This is a genomic window from Flavobacterium sp. 22659 (genome assembly GCF_052044235.1).
GTDB lineage: Bacteria > Bacteroidota > Bacteroidia > Flavobacteriales > Flavobacteriaceae > Flavobacterium > Flavobacterium johnsoniae.
Window position 1 is genome coordinate 168193 of the sequence record NZ_JBQEMU010000007.1, and the last position, 21784, is coordinate 189976.

A 21784-nucleotide genomic window follows, 5' to 3' on the forward strand; every position below is an offset into this window, starting at 1 on the left:
TAAAAGAATTAAATTTTTGGTTTTATGTCAAAATTTGGAGAACTTATAAATGCTCAGGTTCCAGTGTTAATTGACTTCTACACAGATTGGAACGAATCATCAGTATTGATGCATCCGGTAATAAAGGATGTTGCGGCGGCACTAGGCGACAAAGCAAAAGTAATTAAGATTGATGTTGATAAAAATCAGGAACTAGCCGAAGCATTAAGAATTAAAGGACTTCCGACTTTAATGATATACAAGGAAGGACAAATGATCTGGAGACAATCTGGAGAACTTGATGCAAATACACTTATCGGAATTGTTCAGGAGCAATTCAATGTATAATATTCTTTCTAAAAGATATTATCAGTGTATAATATCAAATTTATATCCATTTTCTTTTAAAAAATGAAGCGTTTTTGGCAGAGCAAATTTTAAATTTGGCGAAGCTTTTATGCTGTCATGAAATACAATTACACTTCCGGATTTTACATTTTTAGTTACATTTTCAAGACACTTTTCAGGAGTAATAGACTGATCGAAATCAGCGCTCAAAACGTCCCACATTATGATCTTGTAACCTAGTTTTCTTAAAATTTTAGACTGTGCTTTTTTGATTTTCCCGTAAGGCGGGCGAAATATCAAATTGTTTGGTTTTATTTCTTCTTCTAAAATCTGGGCGCAATTTTTTACATTTTCGATATAATCATTCGTGTGTATTTTCCATCCATTTACATGGTTCATGGTGTGATTCCCAATAGAATGTCCGTCTCTAATTAGTTTTTCGAATAAAGATAAATTGGCTTTGATATTTTTTCCAATACAGAAGAAAGTAGCTTTAGCATCGAATTTTTTTAATTCAGATAAAACCCAGTCAGTAATTTCAGGTGTAGGGCCGTCATCAAATGTTAAGTATATTTTCTTTTCATTGTTTGGGATATCCCAGCAATATTTAGAAAATATCTTTTTTATAAATGAATTAGTTTTTACCCAATAAAAGCTCATTTGGATTGATTTAGATACATGTAAAAATAAAAAATGCGGCGCTTTTTATCAAGAAGCGCCGCATTTTTTTAATCAATATAATTTTCGTATATTATTCTTTTTCGCGTCCAAAACGCTCAAAAATATTTACATACGTATTAAAAGTTGTTTTGTGTTTTTCGTAGAAAGCGTTGTCGTTGTTATCTTTCATAACTTGCAATAAGCTTCTGTAACGCTCAATATCTGTAATAATATCAATTGCTAAATCTGTCTGATCTGAACCGCTTAAAGTTTTGTAGTAATCCAGATTTTCTCTGTATTTATTAACCAATTTGTCTAATAAATCATGAGCTTTAGCCGTTTCACCAACTTTATAATAACCGCCCGCAAAAGGTTCAACTAATGAGTAGTAGCCAAATTTATCCAAAGGCATCTTTGTCATGGCTAAATTGATAATGTTTTTGGCCTTATCGTTTTTGCCTTCAGCAATAAGTTCGTTCATCAAACGAGACAAGTTTGTACGGTAGGTAATGCTGTTTCTTCTTGTTTCTGGATCGTGATAGATTTTGTTGCTTTCGCTGTTGCCCCAATCCCATTTCATTACAATATCGTACATTTTATCAGCGTCGATTTGTCCCATATCCATAGGACCGCCGTCTTTAGAAGGTGTGTTTTTAATTGGAACCAATTTGTAAACCATTCCGTCTAATTGCAGGTAATCTTTAAGCCATAAGTAATCTTCGTCATCAAAAGCACCACCGCTAAAATAAATAGGGCGTTTCCAATCGTTGTTAGCCAGGATATCCAGCATCATTAAACGATTTTTGTATAAAGCTCTTCCTTTGATATCAATATCCATATAAGGAACAATTGAATCATTGTATTTAGGATTTACAACTTTGTTTTTGATGATAGTGTTTTTATCAACGTTAATTCTGATTTTATTTGTTGGATAAAAATGAATAGTCTGTCCGTTTTGTAAACCTACAGTCGATTTTGGATTTTTAATAAAATCAATAAAGTCTTTGATGTTCCAGCGTGTATCAATTTTTTGAATATAAGCTACATAATCCAGGTTATCACCCACATATTGACTATGTGTAAATGATATTGGCAGAGGGTCTGATTCGTATGATTTCGCTTTCATTTGATCGATATACCAGTCTGTCATGAAAAGACTTGTGTTAACAATTTTTACGTCAGTTCTAAAATGTTCGATTTCCTGAGCATACCAGAGCGGGAAGGTGTCATTGTCTCCAATAGTATAAAGAATAGCGTCTTTATCGCAAGAACTCAAATATGCTTTTGCCATTGCAACAGCCGTGTATCTGTTTGATCTGTCATGATCGTCCCAGTTTTGAGAAGCCATTAAAACAGGCGCTGCTAATAAACTTCCGGCAATAATTACTGGTCCGGCAATTTTTGGAGCGACATATTTCTTGAAGCTTTCATATAAAGAATAAACTCCAAAACCAATCCAGATTGCAAATACATAGAAAGATCCAACAAGAGCATAATCTCTTTCACGAGGCTCAAAAGGTCTTTCATTTAAATATATTTTTAAAGCAATTCCGGTAAATAAAAATAATGCTAAAAGAACATAAAAACTTTTAAGGTCTTTATTAGCATGGTACATTAATCCAATTAAACCTAAAATAAAAGGAAGGAAATAGTAAACGTTTCTACCTTTATTGTTTAAAACATCAGATGGTAAATTGTCCTGAGAACCTAAATGAAGAGAGTCAAGAGCTTTGATACCGCTGATCCAGTTTCCATCTAAGTTGTCATATTTTCCCTGAACATCGCTTTGACGTCCAACAAAGTTCCACATTAGATATCTCCAGTACATGTATCCAAATTGGTATTCGAACATAAAACTGAAATTGTCAACAGCAGTTGGTTTTTCGATTATTAAATAATCTCCATAACTCTTTAGGAATTTTACATATCCTTCGTTGTCAATTTGTTTTTGAGCATAAGCATGTCTGAATTCAGAAATTGTTTTTTCAACTTCATTGCGAAGCTGTGCTGTAGCTTTATTGTATTCTTCTTCAGTTAATTGGCTTGCGTCAATACCGTATTTTGCTAAATCCTCTTCATAATCATAATTTGGGTTGATTCTGAATTTAGGAGGATTTGTAAAACTGATGTAATTTTGAATGTGACCTGTTTCTGTACTCCACATTCTTGGCAGAATAGTTTTTTGATTGTCATCAGAATTTTGTTCTGCATTTTTATAATTGTTGGTAATGATATATTTACCTGTTTTGTAATCTCTTTCGTAGTTTGGTTTTTTGTCTAAATATGGAGTTTTAGCATCAAGGCCGGCAAAAACTTCTGTGTATTGAGGACCGTAAAATAATGGATTTACACCATATTGTTCACGATTGTAATAAGCTAGAACCTCTGCAGCATCTGATGGTTTATTTTCGTTAATTACCGGGTTGGCATTAGCACGTACCGGAAGCATCATCCAGGTAGAAAAACCAATTAAAATAAATAAGATGCAAAGAATGATTGTGTTATAAAAAATCAGTCCTTTTTGTTTTGTGAATTTTAATCCAAAATAGAAGAAAGCAATTAAAACTAAAACCACAAAAATAGTTCCTGAGTTAAAAGGAAGACCAAAATTGTTTACCATGAAAACTTCGGTTTTACCAAAAGAAGCCATAGTTAAAGGAAGAAGTAATTTAAAAATGAATAATAAAATTCCAATTACAACAACATTGGCGATAAGAAAGTTTTTTATGGTTACTTTTTCGTAGTGTTTAAAATAATATAAGAATCCAATTGACGGAATTGTCAATAAAGCCATAAAGTGGACCCCAAATGAAAGACCTACAACTAAAGAAATAATTAATAGCCATTTGTTTCCTTTTGGCTGGTCCATGTCTTGTTCCCAGCGTAGTCCAAGCCAAAAAAGCAAAGCGATTAATAGTGATGCCATTGCATACACTTCGGCTTCGACAGCATTGAACCAAAAACTGTCAGAGAAAGTATAGGCTAAAGCTCCAACAAAAGAACTTCCTAAAATAACAATAGAATTGTTTTGATCAATTTCGGCAAAACGCGCTACAATTTTCTTTAAAATCATAGACGAAGACCAAAACATAAATAAAATTGTAAATGCACTTGAAAAAACAGACATCATATTTACCATTACCGCTACATGCTGCGCATCTATAGCAAACATTGCAAAGAAAGCTCCCATCATTTGAAATAGAGGCGCTCCAGGCGGGTGGCCGACTTCAAGTTTAGCCGCTGTAGCAATATATTCGCCACAATCCCAAAAGCTCATCGTAGGTTCAACAGTTAGTGTGTAAGTAATTAAAGCGATTGCAAATGCAAACCAACCAATAATTGTATTCCATTTATTGAAATTGAATTGTGCCATATTTAGGTATTAAAATTTTGTATGTTTTCAATCCTACAAAGAAAATGTTTTTTTATGTAAAGAAACGAGCATTAACAAAAAATTCTATAAAAGTATCTGTAAAGAGTAATGTGTTGTATATGAGATGTTTTTAAAAATACTTGTGGTTTTAAAGTGAAAAAAAACTAAAAAAATGATTTTTTTTGGTTAAAAAGTTTGTGCAAACTAAATAAAACTTTAAATTTGCACTCGCTTAACCGCACTGCTGGTCTATGGTGTAATGGTAACACTACGGTTTTTGGTGCCGTCTTTCTAGGTTCGAGTCCTAGTAGACCAACAGAAAAGCCTCTCAGAAATGAGAGGCTTTTTTTATTTAAAAAAAGTTGCTTTAAAAATTTGCATAAATTAAATAAAGTTTTAATTTTGCACCCGCTTAACCGCACTGCTGGTCTATGGTGTAATGGTAACACTACGGTTTTTGGTGCCGTCTTTCTAGGTTCGAGTCCTAGTAGACCAACAGAAAAGCCTCTCATGAATGAGAGGCTTTTTTTATGCAATAAAATCAAATTTTGAATTTCTAAAATGCAAGCAGATTTAAAATCTGTGAGATTAAAAACGAAGCAAGAGCATTTGTGTTTTTAGATTCGTGTTTGTGATAAACAGAATTGAGTAATGTGTTTAAATTAAGATCTTTTCTTAATGCTTAGATTTGGTTTAAAAAAGCTTGTAATCTCTAAATTTAACTTTATAAAATGTTAGGTTTGCTTATAAAGTAAGAATTATTTTATTTGTTAGTGTCTGTTTATCAGTATTTTGCATATATTTGATGTAACAAAAAATACTGCAGGACATTTTTGTTTTTAACTGAATAATAATTTAATAAATTACAATTATGGATAATTTAAAGAATTTGAATTTTACAGAGTTAAATCCTTCAGAAATGAAGTTAGTGAATGGTGGTAACTGGCTTGATACTCTACGACAACTTTTGGATGCTTTAGACGGTAATGTTGAGGCTTTGGCGGCGTATGTGGGTATGAGTGTGGAAGAGTTGCGTAGCTTGTTGGGGTTGTAATAAGAATTAAAGTGTGTTATGACTTTTTTTGTCTAATTTATAAAATAAAAGCTTCTCATCTGGGAAGCTTTTATGTTTAAGAAGTTTTTTTTGTTTTTAAATTTTAAAAGTAATAACGGGTCTTACGGCATGATTTACTAGTCCTTCGCTGATACTTCCATTAAAAAAGTGAGAAAAACCAGTTCTTCCGTGAGTGCACATTCCAATAATATCTGCATTTATGCTGTTTGAGAAGTTGATAATTCCTTTCTCGATATTTGTGTCATTGTAGATGTGAGTTGAGTAATTAATAAGGTTAAACTCGCTTACAAAACTTTGAAGAGCTTTTTCAGTTACATGAGTTGGTTTAAAGCTGTTAGGGGTGCAAATAGAAACTAAGTGTATTTTTGCATCAAAAAAATTAGCGAAGTCTAATAGTTTTTGAAAAGGTTTTTTGGTTTCGTCTGTAAAGTCAGAAGCAAAAACAATATTCGATACATTAAAATCTGTAGTGTCTTTTTTGATTACAAGAACAGGGACTTCAGAATTTCTAACAACTTTTTCAGTGTTTGATCCAATTAAAAGTTCTTCCATTCCAGATGATCCGTGTGATCCCATGATAATAAGGTCAATATCTTGTTCTTTGCTTATTTGTGTTATTCCATTAATTGGTTTGTCCATTTTTACCATTTCGGTTATAGAAATTCCTTCAAGAAATGGGCTGTTAGAAATTTTATCTAAAGTTTCGTTTGCTTTTTGCATGAAAAGCATGGTTTCGGGAATGCTGACGCCTCCAAATATTGCATCGTTAGTTTGATGTGGTAATTCCAGCATGTGTAAAATTGTAATTTCAGAATTGTTTTTTTTGGCGATTTGAGCCGCGACTTTTAAGGCGTGTTCTGCGTGTTCTGAAAAATCAGTAGGTACTAAAATTCGTTTCATGATTTTAGGATTAAGGGGTTTAAAAAACTTGTTAATATTTGGTATTATAAAGGTAACGATTATTTTTGCAGCAATCTATTTATTTGATTTATAAAAAAATCACTATATTTGCACCGTTATTTATTAAAATCTAAATAATGAGGGGACTAAGTGTCCCCTCTTTTTATAAAATTATGACATTTAAGGAAAAGGTAAACGAATTAATTACAGAAGCACTTCTGGAAAAGCCATCGATCTTTTTGATTGATCTTGCTGTTTCGGATTCTTTTAAAATTAGTGTTGGTTTAGACGGAGATAATGGAGTCGCGCTTCAGGATTGTATCGATATTAGTCGTGCAATTGAGAATAATCTGGATCGTGAAGAGCAGGATTTTTCGCTTGAAGTAGCATCAGTTGGGGTAGGATCTCCTTTGAAATTGATAAGACAATACAAGAAAAATATTGGTAGAACGTTGATTGTTACTACAAATAATGAAAAAATCGAGGCAGAATTGATAGAAGCTAACGATGTTTTTATAATTTTGTCTTGGAAGGCAAGAGAACCAAAAAAAGTAGGAAAAGGAAAAGAAACAGTTCAAAAAGAACAACAGATACCTTATACAGAGATAAAAGAGGCAGTTGTTACAGTAACATTTTAATTAAAGAATTCGCATGGAAAATTTAGCATTAATCGATTCATTCTCAGAGTTTAAAGATAATAAACTTATTGATCGTGTAACGCTTATGGCAATTTTGGAGGACGTGTTTAGAAATGCACTAAAGAAAAAATACGGTTCTGATGATAATTTCGATATCATTATAAATCCTGATAAAGGAGATATGGAGATTTGGAGAAGAAGAGTTATCGTTGCTGATGAAGATCTGGACTTTGAGAACGAAGAAATTACTTTGACTGAAGCAAGAATGATCGAGGCGGATTTTGAAATTGGTGAGGAAGTTTCTGAAGAGGTTAAATTAATTGACTTAGGAAGAAGAGCTATTTTGGCTTTGCGTCAAAACTTAATATCTAAAATTCACGAACACGATAATACAAATCTTTATAAACAATTTAAAGATATTATTGGTGATATTTATACTGCCGAAGTGCACCACGTTCGCCCAAGAGTTGTTATCTTAGTAGACGATGAAGGGAATGAGATTGTGCTTCCAAAAGAAAAACAAATTCCTTCTGACTTTTTCCGTAAAGGAGATAATGTACGCGGAATTATTGAAAGCGTTGAATTAAAAGGGAACAAACCTCAAATTATTATGTCTAGAACTTCTGAGAAGTTTTTAGAAAAATTATTCGAGCAGGAAATTCCAGAAGTATTCGACGGCTTAATTACAGTTAAAAATGTAGTTCGTATTCCGGGAGAAAAAGCAAAAGTTGCTGTAGATTCGTATGATGACAGAATTGATCCTGTTGGAGCCTGCGTAGGTATGAAGGGATCTCGTATTCATGGAATTGTACGTGAGTTAGGAAATGAAAATATTGATGTAATCAATTATACAAACAATATTCAATTGTTCATTACAAGAGCATTAAGCCCTGCAAAAGTTTCTTCAATCAAAATAGATGAAGAAAGTAAAAGAGCTGAAGTTTTCTTGAAATTAGAAGAGGTTTCTAAAGCAATTGGTAGAGGCGGACATAATATTAAATTAGCGGGTCAATTAACAGGGTATGAGCTGGATGTTATTCGTGAAGGAGATGTTGCTGGTACAGTTGCAGATGAAGACGATGTTGAATTAACAGAGTTTTCAGATGAAATCGAAGAATGGGTAATTGAAGAGTTTGCTAAAATAGGTTTAGATACTGCAAAAAGTATCTTGAAACACGACGTAGAAGATTTAGTAAGAAGAACAGACTTAGAAGAGGAAACAATTCTGGATGTTATGAAAATACTAAAAGAAGAGTTTGATAGTTAAGCAATAGCTTTATCTGCTCTAACAACACAACTAAAAAAGGTAATAATAAAAAGGTTATATGTCTGAAGAGAGAGTAATAAGAATAAATAAGGTTTTAAGGGAATTAAATATCTCGTTAGAAAGAGCTGTAGATTATCTAAAAGATAAAGGAATTGCTATTGATGCAAATCCAAATGCAAAAATTTCTGACAGTGAATTTAATATCCTTCAAAGTCAATTTGCGGGCGATAAGGGGAATAAGGAAGCTTCTAAAGAGGTTGGAGAAGAAAAAAGAAAAGAAAAAGAAGCATTACGTGTAGAGCGTGAGAAAGAAATTGAAGACAAACGCAGACAAGAAGAGGAGCGTCAAAAACAGCAGGAAATAATCAAAGCCAGAGCTGTTGTTTCAGGACCTGTACAGGTAGGTAAAATTGATTTAAATCCAAAGAAACCTGCGGCTGTTTCTCCAGAAGAGCCAGTAAAAGCTGAAGAACCTAAAACTGTTACTCCAACTCAAACAGAAAAACCTGTTCAAAAAGAAACTGTACAGTCTGAGCCTGTAGCTCCTGTTGTTTCTGAAGAGAAAAAGGTAGAAAAGCCTATTATTACTGAGAAAAAAGAAGTAAAAGCTGAAAGTTCTAAAACAGCTCAGGAGCCAATTATTTCAACGGATCCAACAACTGCAGAGGAAACAATCACTACTCAATATCAAAAATTATCCGGAACGACTCTTACTGGGCAGACTATTGATTTATCTCAATTTAATAAGCCTAAGAAAAAGAAAGAAGATCCAAAAATTACTCCAAATAAACCAGGAACTCCTGGAGTTGGGAATAATAATAACGCTAATAAAAATAAGCGTAAAAGGATTGCTCCTAAACCTGGTACGCCGGGTGCGCCAAAACCTGCAACCGGTAATGCGCCGGGAACACCAAATCCTAATAAAATTACACCAAATTCTGGTGGAGGTTTTAATGCTAACAGAAATGCAAGACCTGGTTTTGTAAAAGGAAACCGTCCTGCAATTGTTGCAAAAGTAGAGCCTACAGAAGAAGAAGTAAAAAACCAAATTAGAGAAACTCTTGAAAAACTTCAAGGTAAGGGAGGTAAGTCTAAAGCGGCTAAATATAGAAGAGATAAAAGAGAAACACACCGTCAGAAATCTGATGATGAACAAAGAGCTCTTGACGAAGGAAGTAAAACAATTAAGGTTACAGAATTCGTTACAGTTGGTGAGATTGCAATCATGATGGATGTGCCTATTACTAAAGTAATTGGAACTTGTATGTCTCTTGGTATCATGGTAACCATGAACCAGCGTCTGGATGCTGAAACATTAACAATTGTTGCTGATGAATTTGGTTATGATGTTGAATTTATAACTGTTGATATCGAAGAAGCAATTGAAGTTGTTGAAGATAGAGAAGAAGATTTAGTAACAAGAGCACCAATTGTTACAGTAATGGGTCACGTTGACCACGGTAAAACATCTTTACTGGATTATATTCGTAAAGAAAATGTTATCGCTGGTGAGTCTGGAGGTATTACACAGCACATTGGAGCATATGGAGTTACTCTTGATAATGGACAAAAAATTGCATTTTTAGATACTCCGGGTCACGAGGCGTTTACTGCGATGCGTGCACGTGGAGCTCAGGTTACAGATATAGCTATTATCGTAATCGCTGCGGATGATGATATCATGCCGCAAACAAAAGAGGCAATCAGTCATGCTCAGGCAGCTGGAGTTCCAATTATATTTGCTATCAACAAAGTTGATAAGCCAAATGCTAACCCTGATAAAATTAAAGAAAGATTAGCAGGTATGAATTTACTTGTTGAAGATTGGGGTGGTAAAATTCAATCACATGATATTTCTGCAAAAACAGGATTGGGTGTGAAAGAATTACTTGAAAAAGTGTTATTAGAAGCAGAGATTTTAGATTTAAAATCTAATCCAAATAAGGCAGCTCAGGGAACTGTTGTTGAGGCTTACTTAGATAAAGGTAAAGGATATGTATCTACGATTTTAGTTCAGCATGGAACTCTAAAAATTGGAGATTATATGCTGGCAGGTAAACATCATGGAAAAGTGAAAGCTATGCATGATGAAAGAGGGCATACAGTTTTAACAGCTGGTCCTTCAACTCCGGTATCTGTTTTAGGTCTTGACGGTGCTGCAACTGCAGGTGATAAATTCAACGTATTTGAAGATGAAAAAGAAGCAAAACAAATTGCATCTAAACGTTCTCAATTAATGCGTGAACAGTCTGTACGTACACAAAGACATATTACGCTTGATGAAATTGGACGTCGTATTGCACTTGGTCAGTTTAAAGAATTAAACGTAATCCTTAAAGGAGACGTGGATGGATCTGTTGAAGCGTTATCAGATTCGTTCTCTAAACTTTCTACAGAAGAAGTTCAAATTAATATTATCCACAAAGGAGTCGGTGCGATTACAGAAACCGACGTTAACCTGGCTTCTGCATCTGATGCGATTATTATTGGATTTAACGTTCGTCCAGCTGGAAATGCAAGACAGCTTGCTGATAAGGAAGAAATCGATATCCGTTACTACTCTATTATCTATGCAGCTATTGACGACTTGAAAGATGCAATGGAAGGAATGTTAGCTCCTGAAATGAAAGAAGAAGTTTTAGGAACTGCTGAAATTCGTGAGATTTTCAAAATCTCTAAAGTAGGTTCAATCGCAGGTTGTATGGTAACTGATGGTAAAATCTTAAGAACTTCTAAAATTAGAGTTATTAGAGATGGAGTTGTAGTTCATACAGGTGAGTTAGTTGCTTTAAAACGATTCAAAGATGATGTTAAAGAAGTAACAAAAGGTTATGATTGTGGTATTCAAATTAAAGGATTTAATGACATTGAAATTAGCGATGTGATTGAAGCTTACCATGAAGTAGCTATCAAGAAGAAATTGAAATAATATTCAATATTAATATTAAAAAGTCCCAATGAAAATTGGGACTTTTTTTGTTTAAAAAGGTTTTGTGTGTAAGTGTAATTCTGGCGGATCTTTTTTATAAAAATGTGTTTCATTTTATAATATGAAACATAAATGAATAATTTAAACTAGGCGTGATTTTAGGATTGTTTGTTTCTTTGTCTTTAAAAATAGAATAGATAGTTTGAGTGAAAATTATTTGTGCTGGATATGAAGATAACGGTAATTCGTATTATTAATGCAATTTTTAGGAAACGTTTTAAGTCAGATAATAATGCTGTTAGTAATTTTACAAACGTTCAGCAGTTAAGGCAGATAATGCCTGCATTGCTGGATGGGTATTTGTCTGAAACAGAAATGCCTAATAGTCTTCTTTTATTGTCGCCGCCTCCGGAACATAACTCCAGCCTTTTTGATCTTGATTTAGAGCATGCAAAAAAGGCTGTTGAGTCTAAGGATAAGGAGCGTTTTTTGCAGGCTGCAAGAGATGCAGATCTGTCCTTTCCTTTTGCTGTTAAATCATTTGAACCAATTTTAGGTATAGAAATTAGTGAAACAAAAACACCTAAGCTTTATGTTCTTATGCGAAGAGTAATGACCGATGCGGGATTATCTACTTATGCGGCTAAAAATCATTATAAGCGAGAACGGCCGTTTATGGTTAATAATCAAAAAACCTGCACTCCGGATCAGGAAAATATATTATATAAAGTTGGGTCTTTTCCTTCAGGTCATGCGGCTGTAGGCTGGGCATGGTCTTTGGTTTTGATTAAGCTTTTTCCGGATAAACAGGAAGAGATTTTAAAACGTGGACATGACTTTGGTGAAAGCCGTGTTATTTGTAATGCACATTGGTATAGTGATGTTGAAATGGGAAGAGTTATGGGGCGGGCTGCTGTTGAGTGTCTTTGTGTTAATTCGGCTTTTCTATCCGATTTGGAGGAGGTTAAAAAAGAAATGGCAGGAGCTTAGAAAAGGGTATTCTTATTTCAGATTTTAATATTATTTTTGATAAAATTATATAAATATGAAACGATTGTCAATATATGCTTTTACGCTTTTTATAAGTTTTTCTACATTGTCATTTTCGCAGGAAAGTGTTGAGAAGCCTGCACCGCCTGCAGGAAATGCTTTAATTGGGGATTATTATGGAACAGATGTTTCGGGTGATGTTGTAAACAAGGCAATTTCTGTTAAGAAATTAGAAAGTGAGTTAAAAAACACAAAAAGGGCAGAAGGAGTTGCCGTAAAAGGAGAGGTAACAAATGTTTGTGAGAAAAGAGGATGCTGGATAACTCTTAAAACAGAAGATGGCTCGTCTTTCTTTGTAAAGATGAAGGATTATGCGTTTTTTGTTCCAACCGCCTTAAAAGGTAAAAATGTGGTTTTGGAAGGTAGTGCTGAGAAAAAAGTAACTTCAGTTGATGAGTTAAAACATTATGCTAAAGATGCTAAAAAATCAAAAGCAGAAATAGATGCTATTAATTCACCAAAAGAAGAGATTCGATTTTTAGCAAATGGAATTAAAGTGGTGAATTGATTTGAAAGTTTTTACTTTGAAATGTATACATAAAAAAAAGCGAGATAATTATCTCGCTTTTTTTATTACTCTATATGTCCTTTAATTATTTGCCAGGCTTTAATAAAAAGACACTTTTGTATTTTTTTCGAATGTCAACCAAATTTCTTTCGGCTTCTATTCTGGATTTGAAATTTCCAACAATAACCTTGTAGTTAGGAGTGTTAAAAATTATAGTTCCGTCTATGTTCGAATATTCTCTTTTAAAGTCAGATAATGTCTTTTTAGCGTCTTCGCTTTTACCGCTGAAAATTTGAATTCTATAAGAATCGTTTGTACTTATTGATGTGTTAAATTTACGTTTGTCGTTCATTAACTGTTCAAATTTAGGGTCTTGATTCAGTGTTAAATTTTGGCTTTGAGCATGAATATTGTATCCTAATGTCAACATTGTTAATGTTAAGAAAACGTTTTTTGAAGAGCTTAAAATTCTCATAATGTGATGGTTTTTATGCAAAAATACTATTTAAAGTTTGTATGTAAAATTTTAATATTATTTAGAATTGATATAAATTGATATTTAAGACTATTTTAAGGTTTTGAGAATAGTTCATAAGTCGTATTTTTGTGCAAGTTTTAAAAGAAGGTATTAATTTTAGTCTGATTTATTACAGAAAAAATCATACCAAAAATTAGTAGATAATTATTATACTATATGAAAAAGGTGGGTAACCATAATTCGATCTCAAGAAAATTATTACTTAGTTTATCGCTAACGTTGATTTTCTCCCTAACTTCATTTGCTCAAGATCCTGCTGCTGCTCCTGCGGCGACTGAAGCTGCTGCTCCGGCTGCTGCATCTGGTGGTGATCCGGTAAAAGGGAAAGAACTTTTTAATGCAAATTGTGCTGCATGTCACAAATTAGATGCTAAATCAACAGGTCCGGCTTTAAGAGGCGTTGCTTCTAAGCACGATATGGCTTGGATTTACAAATGGGTACACAACAGTTCTGATATGATTAAATCAGGAGATCCTGTTGCTGTTAAACTTTTCGAGGAAAATAACAAGGCAGTAATGACTTCTTTTCCTCAATTATCTACAGGTGATATTGATAATATTATCGCTTATACTTCTGAAGTAAAAGCTGAGCCGGCTGTAGCTACAGGCGGAGCTGCTACTCCTCCTGGAACTAACGTAGAAGGCGGAGGAATTTCTAACAACATTATTTTAGGAGCTCTTGCTCTTGTAATGGCTATTTTAGTTGTTATGTTGTTCATGGTGAATAAAGTATTGACTAAAGTTGCCAGCAATAACGGAATTGAAGTTGCTCCAAAAGAGGGCAGAACTCCAATTTGGAAAGCTTTTGCTAAAAATCAATTTTTGGTATTAGTTACTTCTATATTTCTGCTTTTAGCTAGTGGTTACTTTGTGTATGGATATTTGATGCAGGTTGGTGTTGATCAAAATTATGAGCCAATTCAGCCAATTCACTATTCTCACAAAATTCACGCTGGAGATAATGAGATCAATTGTAAATATTGCCACTCTGCTGCACGTGTAAGTAAAACTGCTGGTATTCCTTCTTTAAATGTTTGTATGAACTGTCATAAAAATATTTCTGAGGTTGCTGAAACTACTGCTACTGCTGAATACAGCAAAGCGTTTTACGATGCTCAAATTCAAAAATTATACGATGCTGTTGGATGGGATAAGACTAAACAAGCTTATACTGGAAAAACACAGCCAGTTAAATGGGTTCGTATTCATAATCTTCCTGATTTTGTTTATTTCAACCACTCACAACACGTTTCTGTTGCAGGAGTTGAATGTCAAACTTGTCACGGTCCAGTACAAGAATTTGAAATCATGAAGCAATATTCTAAATTAACAATGGGATGGTGTGTTGATTGCCATAGAAAAACTGATGTTAAGATGGAAGGAAACGCATACTATGAAAAAATTCATGCTGAACTTTCTAAAAAATACGGTGTAGAGAAATTAACTGCAGCGCAAATGGGAGGTTTAGAATGCGGTAAATGCCACTATTAATCGAATTATTAAGATTTTAATATATATATACAATGTCATCAAACAAAAAATACTGGAAAAGTGTTGAAGAGCTAGAAAATAGCTCTATTGTTGAGGCGCTTAGAAATAACGAATTTGTTGAAGAGATTCCTACAGAAGAATTTCTAGGGAATGCAGATGCTTTAGCTTCATCTGGAACTTCACGTCGTGACTTTTTAAAGTACGTAGGATTTAGTACTGCGGCAGTTACACTTGCTGCTTGTGAAGGTCCTGTGCACAAGTCTATCCCTTATGTATTACAACCAGAGCAAATCATTCCTGGTGTTGCAGATTATTATGCAACTACTGTTTTTGACGGTTTTGATTTTGCAAATCTTTTGGTAAAAACTCGTGAGGGTCGTCCAATTAAAATTGAAAACAACACCATTGCTGGTGCTAAGTTTTCTGCCAATGCAAGAATTCATGCTTCTATCTTAGGTTTATATGATAGTATGCGTTTGAAAGAACCTAAATTGGATGGAAAAAACAGCAGTTGGTCAGCAGTTGATTTAAAAATTAAATCAAGTTTGGCTGATGCAAAAGCTAAAGGAGGTCAAGTAGTATTATTGACTAACACATTAGCGAGCCCGACTACTGAAAAATTAATTGGTGAATTTATTGCTAAAAATCCAAACGCTAAGCATGTAGTTTATGATGCGGTTTCATCTTCTGATGCTTTAGATGCATTTGAAACTGTATACGGAGAAAGAGCTTTAGTTGATTACGATTTTTCAAAAGCTTCATTAATTGTATCTGTTGGGGCTGATTTCTTAGGAGACTGGCAAGGTGGTGGATACGATGCTGGATATGCAAAAGGACGTATTCCTCAAAATGGAAAAATGTCTCGTCATTTTCAGTTTGAATCAAATATGACATTATCTGGAGCGGCGGCTGATAAGCGTGTTCCAATGACTACAGCTGATCAAAAACAAGCTTTAGTTCAAATATATAATATTGTTGTTGGTGCTTCAGTTCCTGTTTCTTTAGATGCGAAATTTAAAGCAGAAGTTGTAAAAGCGGCTCAACAATTAAAAGCAGCAGGTACAAAAGGAATTTTAGTATCTGGAATCGAAGACAAAAATGCTCAGTTATTAGTTTTAGCTATTAATCAGGCATTAGCTAGTGAGGCTTTTAGTACTGCTGGAACAAGACAAATTAGAAAAGGTTCTAATGCTGTTGTAGCTCAATTAATAAAAGATATGAATGCTGGAAGTGTTCACACTTTAATTATGAGCGGAGTTAATCCTGTTTACACTTTAGCAGATTCTGCTTCATTTGTATCTGGATTGAAAAAAGTTAAAACATCTGTTGCATTCTCTTTAAAAGAAGATGAAACAGCTGCTATATCTACAATCGCTGCTGCAGCGCCTCATTATTTAGAGTCTTGGGGAGATGTAGAGATTACAAAAGGTACTTATAGCTTAACTCAGCCTACGATTCGTCCGATCTTTGATACAAAACAATTTCAAGATGTTTTATTATCATTAAACGGTACACCAGGAAACTTCTATGATTATTTAAAAGCTAATTCTGGAGCAATCATTGCTGGTTCTTCTTGGAATAAAGTTTTACATGATGGAGTTTTTGTAGTTGGTTCTGCTGCTTTAGCTGGTGGTTCTTATGATTTCGCCGGAGCTGCAAGTTTACTTTCTAAAGCAAAATCTTCTGGAGAACTTGAATTAGTATTATATACTAAAACTGGTATGGGAGATGGTCAGCATGCAAACAATCCTTGGTTGCAAGAGTTCCCAGATCCAATTACAAGAGTTTCTTGGGATAACTATGTTACAGTTTCAAATGCTGATGCGAATAAATTCAATTTATCAAATGAAATCGTTGCTAACGGAGGTTTAAATGGTAGTTATGCTACTATTACAACTGCTGATGGAAACAAACTAGAAAATGTGCCAGTTATTGTTCAGCCGGGGCAAGCTGTTGGTACAGTTGGTTTAGCTGTTGGATACGGTCGTAAAGCGGCTTTAAAAGAAGAAATGCAAGTAGGTATTAATGCTTACGCTTTATATAAAAATTTCAATAGTGTTCAGTCTATTACACTTGCTAAGGCAAATGGAGAACATGAGTTTGCTTGTGTTCAAGGACAGAAAACTTTAATGGGTAGAGGAGATATTATTAAAGAAACTACTTTAGAAATCTTCAATACTCAAGATGCAAAACATTGGAACGAACAGCCAATGGTATCTTTAGATCATCAGGAAGTAGAAGCTACTACTGTAGATTTATGGGAATCATTTGATCGTACTACTGGACATCACTTTAACTTATCAATCGACTTAAATGCTTGTACTGGATGTGGAGCCTGCGTTATCGCTTGTCACGCTGAAAACAACGTTCCAGTTGTAGGTAAAGCAGAAGTTAGAAGAAGCCGTGATATGCACTGGTTACGTATCGACAGATACTATTCTTCTGAAAGCACTTTTGAAGGTGATAACGAAAGAAAAGAAGGAATTGCTGGTTTATCTAGTTCATTATCTACATTTAATGAAATGGAAAAACCTGGAGATAATCCACAAGTAGCATTCCAGCCGGTAATGTGTCAACACTGTAACCACGCACCATGTGAAACTGTTTGTCCAGTTGCGGCAACTTCTCACGGTCGTCAAGGTCAGAATCACATGGCATATAACAGATGTGTTGGTACTCGTTACTGTGCGAACAACTGTCCTTATAAAGTTCGTCGTTTCAACTGGTTCTTGTACAACAAAAACAGTGAATTCGATTATCATATGAATGACGATTTAGGTCGTATGGTGTTAAACCCAGACGTAAACGTTCGTTCTCGTGGAGTTATGGAAAAATGTTCTTTCTGTATCCAAAGTACTCAAGCAGTTATCCTTGAAGCTAAACGTCAAGGAAGAGTTGTAGGTAAAGATGAGTTCAACAATGCTTGTGCTTGTTCTGCAGCTTGTTCTTCTGGTGCTATGGTATTCGGAGATGTAAATGATAAAGAAAGCGAAGTTGCAAAATTAGCAGAAAGCGAAAGAATGTATCATTTATTAGAGCATGTTGGTACAAAACCAAATGTTTTCTATCATGTAAAAGTTAGAAACACTTAGTAAAATTATTAATTAAGAAACAATATAAAGGATTATGTCGTCTCATTACGAAGCACCCATTAGAAAACCTTTAGTTATAGGTGATAAATCATATCACGATGTAACTGTAGATGTGGCAGCGCCTGTTGAAGGACCTGCAAATAAACAATGGTGGATTGTATTTACAATCGCATTAGTAGCCTTCCTTTGGGGGTTAGGTTGTATAATTTACACCGTATCTACCGGTATCGGAACATGGGGATTAAACAAAACAGTTGGTTGGGCTTGGGATATTACTAACTTCGTTTGGTGGGTTGGTATTGGTCACGCTGGAACTTTGATTTCTGCAGTACTTTTACTTTTCCGTCAGCGTTGGAGAATGGCTATTAACCGTTCTGCGGAAGCTATGACCATTTTCTCGGTAGTTCAGGCAGGTTTATTTCCAATCATTCACATGGGGCGTCCATGGTTAGCATACTGGGTTTTACCTATTCCAAATCAATTTGGATCTTTATGGGTAAACTTTAACTCACCATTGCTTTGGGACGTATTCGCGATTTCAACTTATCTTTCAGTATCATTAGTATTCTGGTGGACTGGTTTATTGCCTGATTTCGCTATGCTTCGTGATAGAGCTATTACTCCATTTAACAAAAGAGTTTATTCTATCCTAAGTTTTGGATGGAGCGGTAGAGCTAAAGATTGGCAGCGTTTCGAAGAAGTATCTTTGGTATTAGCTGGTTTAGCCACACCTCTTGTACTTTCTGTACACACAATTGTATCTATGGACTTTGCTACTTCTGTAATTCCTGGATGGCATACAACAATTTTCCCTCCATACTTCGTTGCTGGAGCGGTTTTCTCAGGATTTGCGATGGTAAATACATTGTTGATCGTTATGAGAAAAGTTTCTAACCTTGAAGCATACATCACATTACAGCATATCGAGTTAATGAACATCATTATCATGATTACTGGTTCTATCGTAGGTGTTGCTTATATTACAGAGTTATTCGTAGCTTGGTATTCAGGGGTAGAATATGAACAATATGCATTCTTAAACAGAGCTACTGGACCTTACTGGTGGGCATATTGGTCAATGATGACATGTAACGTGTTCTCTCCTCAGTTCATGTGGTTCAAAAAATTAAGAACAAGTATCATGTTCTCATTCATCATTTCGATTGTAGTAAACATCGGTATGTGGTTTGAAAGATTCGTAATTATTGTTACTTCTTTACATAGAGATTACCTTCCATCTTCTTGGACAATGTTCTCACCAACATTTGTTGATATTGGAATTTTCATTGGAACAATTGGTTTCTTCTTTGTATTGTTTTTATTATACTCTAGAACATTCCCTGTAATCGCTCAGGCAGAGGTAAAAACAATTTTGAAAGGAACAGGAGATAATTACATTAGAGAAAGAGCAAATAAAGATTCACATCATGAGTAATAAAGTTATATACGCCATTTATAATGACGATGACGTTTTGATGAATGCAGTAAAGAAAACTAGAGCTGCTCATCATCATATTGAAGAGGTTTTTACTCCATTCCCAGTTCACGGATTGGATAAAGCTATGGGACTAGCACCAACAAGATTAGCAATATGTGCTTTTTTATACGGATGTGTTGGTATTTCTGTTGCAACAACAATGATGAGTTATATCATGATTCACGATTGGCCGCAGGATATTGGAGGTAAACCAAGTTTTAGTTTCATCCAGAATATGCCTTCTTTTGTGCCAATTATGTTTGAGATGACGGTGTTCTTTGCAGCCCACTTAATGGTAATCACTTTTTACATGAGAAGTAGATTATGGCCATTTAAACAAGCTGAGAATCCTGATGTAAGAACAACAGATGACCACTTCTTAATGGAAGTTGCTGTAAACGATAACGAAGCAGAACTTGTTTCTTTTTTCGAAGGCACTGGAGCTGTTGAAGTTAAAGTAATTGAAAAGAATTAATTGTAGCTATGAAAAGGATATATAAAATAACACTTTTAGTTGGTATAACTATTTTAGTTTCATCTTGCCACAATAATTCGGCGCCAAACTATCAGTATTTCCCAAATATGTATGAGTCTGTTGCTTACGAGCCATATACAGAAGCAAAAATATTTAAAGGAGGAAAAGAAGGACAGCTTCCTGTTGAAGGAACTATCAATAGAGGTTTTGAACCTTATGAATATGAAAATTCTACAGCTGGTTATGAATTAGCAAAAGCTAATTTAAAATCACCTTTGACAGAAGAAGAGAAAAATTCTGGAAAAGGGAAAGAACTTTTCGAAATTTACTGTATTAGCTGCCATGGAGCTGCTGGTAACGGTAAAGGTAAATTGGTTGAAAGAGAAAAATTTCTTGGAGTACCTAGCTATAAAGACAGAGAAATCACTGAAGGTAGTATCTTTCATGTTGAGACTTATGGTTTAAATGCAATGGGTTCACATGCAAATCAATTAAGTGCTCACGAACGTTGGTTAGTTGCTGACTATGTTCTGAAACTAAAAAGCCAATTATAATTGTTGAACAAACTGATCGTAATAGATATGTATACATTTTCAAGTAAATTAAAAACTTTTTCTATCATCTTAATGGTTCTAGGACTATTAGGAATTGGGTATGGTTTTTTAAGTGCACCTAAAGATATTCAAGAAGTTGAAAAAATACTAGCAGCAGATGCTCACGGAGCTCACGGTACTGCACATGGGGAGTCTGCAGAGGCTTCACATAAAGAGGCAGGACATCATGAGGCTGCTGAAGCTTCACACGAAGAACACAAAGGAGGAGAACATGCAAAAGTTGGTGCAGCTGATGAGCACACTGAACACTTAAACCATGTATTGCACCAATTGCAAAACAAACCTTGGTCTGCATTATATGTAGCTTGTATTTTCTTTTTACTGCTTTCTATGGGGGTTTTAGCATTTTATGCTATTCAACAAGTTGCTCAGGCAGGTTGGTCTCCAGTTTTATTTAGAGTTATGCAGGGTATAACAGCTTACTTACCAGCTGGTTCTATCATTTTCTTCATAATTTTAGTTTTATGCGGATTACATTTTAATCATATATTTGTTTGGTTAGGTGAAGGAGTAACTGATCCTAAAACTCCAAATTATGATGCTATCATTGCTGGTAAATCAGGATATTTAAATTTCCCTTTCTGGATTGTAAGAGCTTTTATCTTTTTGTTAGGATGGAATATCTACCGTCATTTTTCTAGAAAAAACTGTTTAGCTCAAGATGAGGCAAATGATGATCTTTACTACAAAAAGAATTTCAAAATTTCTGCGGGATTCTTAGTTTTCTTTATCGTATCTGAGTCTATTATGGCTTGGGATTGGATTATGTCATTTGATCCACACTGGTTCAGTACTTTGTTTGCATGGTATGTATTTGCTTCTTTCTTTGTAAGTGGTATTACTTCTATTGCTTTAATTACAATTTACTTAAAATCTAAAGGATATTTAGAATATGTAAATACTAGTCATATTCACGATTTGGCTAAATTCATGTTTGGTATTAGTGTTTTCTGGACTTATTTATGGTTCTCTCAGTTCATGTTGATCTGGTATGCTAATATTCCAGAAGAGGTAACTTATTTCGTAACAAGAATTCAATTATATAACCTTCCTTTCTTTGGTGCGGTTGTTATGAACTTTGTTTTCCCATTATTGATATTAATTAATACAGACTTCAAACGTCTTAACTGGGTTGTAGTTATGGCAGGTATTGTAATCTTATTAGGTCACTATGTTGATTTCTTTAATATGATTATGCCTGGTACAGTTGGAGACAAATGGTTTATTGGAGTTCCTGAAATTGCATCTATTCTTTTCTTCTTAGGTTTATTTATATTTGTTGTATTTACTGCATTAACTAAATCTCCTTTGCTTGCAAAAAGAAATCCTTTCATCGAAGAAAGTAAACATTTTCATTATTAATATTTAAA

General features: G+C 34.3%; 17 protein-coding genes and 2 tRNA genes. 15 read left to right on the plus strand and 4 right to left on the minus strand.

Annotated elements, in window-relative coordinates; genetic code table 11:
* Positions 1 to 24: 24 nt before the first annotated feature.
* Complete coding sequence (locus tag ACTJIW_RS09895; protein WP_012023700.1) at positions 25 to 327, plus strand: thioredoxin family protein; 303 nt, start codon at positions 25 to 27, stop codon at positions 325 to 327.
* 21 nt (positions 328 to 348) lie between these two features.
* On the opposite strand, the gene ACTJIW_RS09900 is transcribed toward ACTJIW_RS09895, so the two are convergent.
* Both ACTJIW_RS09900 and ACTJIW_RS09905 read right to left on the minus strand, forming a co-directional pair.
* Positions 349 to 987 (minus strand): polysaccharide deacetylase family protein, encoded by a 639-nt coding sequence (locus ACTJIW_RS09900; protein WP_012023701.1) that lies wholly within the window; start codon positions 985 to 987, stop codon positions 349 to 351.
* Positions 988 to 1078: 91 nt separating this feature from the next.
* Entirely contained in the window at positions 1079 to 4360 is a 3282-nt protein-coding gene (locus ACTJIW_RS09905) for a glycosyltransferase family 117 protein (protein ID WP_440714503.1), read from the minus strand.
* A gap of 245 nt (positions 4361 to 4605) precedes the next feature.
* Between ACTJIW_RS09905 and ACTJIW_RS09910 the strand changes: the two genes are divergently transcribed.
* The 3 genes from ACTJIW_RS09910 (at position 4606) to ACTJIW_RS09920 (ending at position 5414) form a co-directional block, all read left to right on the plus strand.
* A tRNA-Gln gene (locus ACTJIW_RS09910) sits at positions 4606 to 4676 on the plus strand.
* Positions 4677 to 4785: 109 nt separating this feature from the next.
* Positions 4786 to 4856 (plus strand) — tRNA-Gln (locus ACTJIW_RS09915).
* A 375-nt stretch (positions 4857 to 5231) separates the two neighbouring features.
* Positions 5232 to 5414, plus strand: coding sequence for a hypothetical protein (locus ACTJIW_RS09920; RefSeq protein WP_044047585.1), 183 nt, complete (start codon positions 5232 to 5234; stop codon positions 5412 to 5414).
* A 96-nt stretch (positions 5415 to 5510) separates the two neighbouring features.
* On the opposite strand, the gene ACTJIW_RS09925 is transcribed toward ACTJIW_RS09920, so the two are convergent.
* A complete protein-coding gene (locus ACTJIW_RS09925) occupies positions 5511 to 6335 on the minus strand; it encodes a universal stress protein (protein ID WP_440714502.1) in 825 nt (274 codons plus the stop codon).
* A 173-nt stretch (positions 6336 to 6508) separates the two neighbouring features.
* Between ACTJIW_RS09925 and rimP the strand changes: the two genes are divergently transcribed.
* The 5 genes from rimP (at position 6509) to ACTJIW_RS09950 (ending at position 12727) form a co-directional block, all read left to right on the plus strand.
* Positions 6509 to 6973 (plus strand): ribosome assembly cofactor RimP, encoded by a 465-nt coding sequence (rimP, locus tag ACTJIW_RS09930; RefSeq protein WP_044047587.1) that lies wholly within the window; start codon positions 6509 to 6511, stop codon positions 6971 to 6973.
* A gap of 13 nt (positions 6974 to 6986) precedes the next feature.
* Positions 6987 to 8240, plus strand: a complete 1254-nt coding sequence (nusA, locus tag ACTJIW_RS09935) for a transcription termination factor NusA (protein ID WP_012023705.1) — start codon at positions 6987 to 6989, stop codon at positions 8238 to 8240.
* Between the two features lie 58 nt (positions 8241 to 8298).
* Positions 8299 to 11169 carry a translation initiation factor IF-2 gene (gene infB, locus ACTJIW_RS09940; protein ID WP_012023706.1) on the plus strand — a complete coding sequence of 957 codons (2871 nt, stop codon included), beginning with the start codon at positions 8299 to 8301 and terminating at the stop codon, positions 11167 to 11169.
* Between the two features lie 228 nt (positions 11170 to 11397).
* Positions 11398 to 12159 (plus strand): acid phosphatase, encoded by a 762-nt coding sequence (locus ACTJIW_RS09945; protein WP_440714501.1) that lies wholly within the window; start codon positions 11398 to 11400, stop codon positions 12157 to 12159.
* A gap of 55 nt (positions 12160 to 12214) precedes the next feature.
* A complete protein-coding gene (locus tag ACTJIW_RS09950) occupies positions 12215 to 12727 on the plus strand; it encodes a DUF4920 domain-containing protein (protein ID WP_440714500.1) in 513 nt (170 codons plus the stop codon).
* Positions 12728 to 12812: 85 nt separating this feature from the next.
* Here ACTJIW_RS09950 and ACTJIW_RS09955 read toward each other — a convergent pair whose 3' ends face one another.
* Positions 12813 to 13202 (minus strand): SPOR domain-containing protein, encoded by a 390-nt coding sequence (locus tag ACTJIW_RS09955; RefSeq protein WP_012023709.1) that lies wholly within the window; start codon positions 13200 to 13202, stop codon positions 12813 to 12815.
* A 219-nt stretch (positions 13203 to 13421) separates the two neighbouring features.
* Between ACTJIW_RS09955 and ACTJIW_RS09960 the strand changes: the two genes are divergently transcribed.
* Genes ACTJIW_RS09960 through ACTJIW_RS09985 form a run of 6 tightly spaced genes read left to right on the plus strand, consistent with a single transcriptional unit; the run spans position 13422 to position 21776 of the window.
* Entirely contained in the window at positions 13422 to 14756 is a 1335-nt protein-coding gene (locus tag ACTJIW_RS09960; RefSeq protein WP_440714499.1) for a cytochrome c3 family protein, read from the plus strand.
* A 32-nt stretch (positions 14757 to 14788) separates the two neighbouring features.
* Positions 14789 to 17848, plus strand: coding sequence for a TAT-variant-translocated molybdopterin oxidoreductase (locus ACTJIW_RS09965; RefSeq protein ID WP_440714498.1), 3060 nt, complete (start codon positions 14789 to 14791; stop codon positions 17846 to 17848).
* 34 nt (positions 17849 to 17882) lie between these two features.
* Positions 17883 to 19283, plus strand: a complete 1401-nt coding sequence (nrfD, locus tag ACTJIW_RS09970; RefSeq protein WP_012023712.1) for an NrfD/PsrC family molybdoenzyme membrane anchor subunit — start codon at positions 17883 to 17885, stop codon at positions 19281 to 19283.
* A complete protein-coding gene (locus ACTJIW_RS09975) occupies positions 19276 to 19800 on the plus strand; it encodes a DUF3341 domain-containing protein (RefSeq protein WP_073407899.1) in 525 nt (174 codons plus the stop codon). The genes nrfD and ACTJIW_RS09975 overlap by 8 nt, the downstream gene beginning before the upstream one ends.
* Before the next feature lie 8 nt (positions 19801 to 19808).
* Positions 19809 to 20354 carry a c-type cytochrome gene (locus ACTJIW_RS09980; protein ID WP_012023714.1) on the plus strand — a complete coding sequence of 182 codons (546 nt, stop codon included), beginning with the start codon at positions 19809 to 19811 and terminating at the stop codon, positions 20352 to 20354.
* A gap of 27 nt (positions 20355 to 20381) precedes the next feature.
* The gene (locus ACTJIW_RS09985) at positions 20382 to 21776 is read left to right on the plus strand and encodes a quinol:cytochrome C oxidoreductase (protein ID WP_440714497.1); all 1395 of its coding nucleotides are present in this window, start codon (positions 20382 to 20384) and stop codon (positions 21774 to 21776) included.
* Positions 21777 to 21784 lie beyond the last annotated feature (8 nt).